Here is a 1,172-nt window from a genome sequence, read left to right on the forward strand (position 1 = left end):
ATTTTACTAAATTTGAAGAGGTATACTTCCGCTAACTTTGGTGCAGCGTCAATAGCCTTCGCTGAGCTACGGCTACTGCGCCGCCACCAGCAGTTCCACGCAATGAGATAAATGAGATGAGAACAGAACATCTAAAATGGAAGTATTTCAGCGGAAGCAAGTAGGAGACCAAATGAAATTACATTTTGAATGAATGAATCAGAAAAGTCTTTGCCGATCACCATTGAGTTGCTAAACACTCATGGGCAGCAGATATCTCAATTTATTGATAGGCACCAGATACTATTTTTCAAAAAGGGTAAAAAGGGTATACTCGAGCAATTTGGAAGTGGAGTATTACTTAAAATAGAAACGTCTTATGTAATCGCTAGTGCCGCCCATGTAACAGATTCAATTAGTGAGCTTGTTGTACCATTTAATGATAAATCCTTCAAAGGTATACAAGCTAAAGTACTGGCGACTGCAATTCCTGAAAGTGGAAAAAGAGCTGACGATAAGATAGATATAGCACTACTTTTATTAAGTCCAGAAACAGCCCTTGAATTGGTACCATTCTATTCATTCTTAGAAATGAATAGGGTTGAGGTAGAGCATTCGGTTAGACTCGGAATTATAAACTATAGTATTATCGGAACCCCATCACACCGCACAAAAGACGATACGAGATCAAGGCGAGTTACAACAGATCCATTAGTGATGTTTATGGCAGCCAGCGAGGACAAGGTTTATGAAAAATACGGATTAACTAAGGAGGAACACATAGTTGTTGATTTCCCCAAAAAGATGAATGTTTCTGATTCTGATAAACCACAGAGAACCACAACTCACCCTGAAGGAATTAGCGGTTCTGGGTTATGGTTTATTAAATTGATGAAGACTGGTGACAATTATGAATTAGATGTCTCTCTTATTGGAATAATGATCGAATTTCGAGATAAATATTACAGAGTGATGATTGCGACCAAAATGGATGAAATTATCAATATGTTTGCATGTCTACCTGATGAAGATAAATTATAGGATGCGTGGAACTTAGCCTACCACGACAATGCTCCTTCGTCGCACTGCGGGTAGGCCTGAGTTGTGTGCCATACCAACAAAAATGGAAGCTTTGATAAAGCCGCCCGACTCTAGTTGTAAAAGGAATTAATTTGGAGGAGAAATTGCTTGCT

The 1,172-nt window shown here is 38.9% G+C and carries 1 protein-coding gene; it reads left to right on the forward strand.

Features of this window, described 5'->3' with window-relative positions:
• Positions 1-189: 189 nt before the first annotated feature.
• Positions 190-1,020 carry a hypothetical protein gene (locus A3EU_RS0127920; protein WP_020539483.1) on the forward strand — a complete coding sequence of 277 codons (831 nt, stop codon included), beginning with the start codon at positions 190-192 and terminating at the stop codon, positions 1,018-1,020.
• The last annotated feature ends 152 nt before the right edge of the window (positions 1,021-1,172 follow it).

This window comes from Lewinella cohaerens DSM 23179 (assembly GCF_000379805.1).
Classification (GTDB): Bacteria; Bacteroidota; Bacteroidia; order Chitinophagales; family Saprospiraceae; genus Lewinella; species Lewinella cohaerens.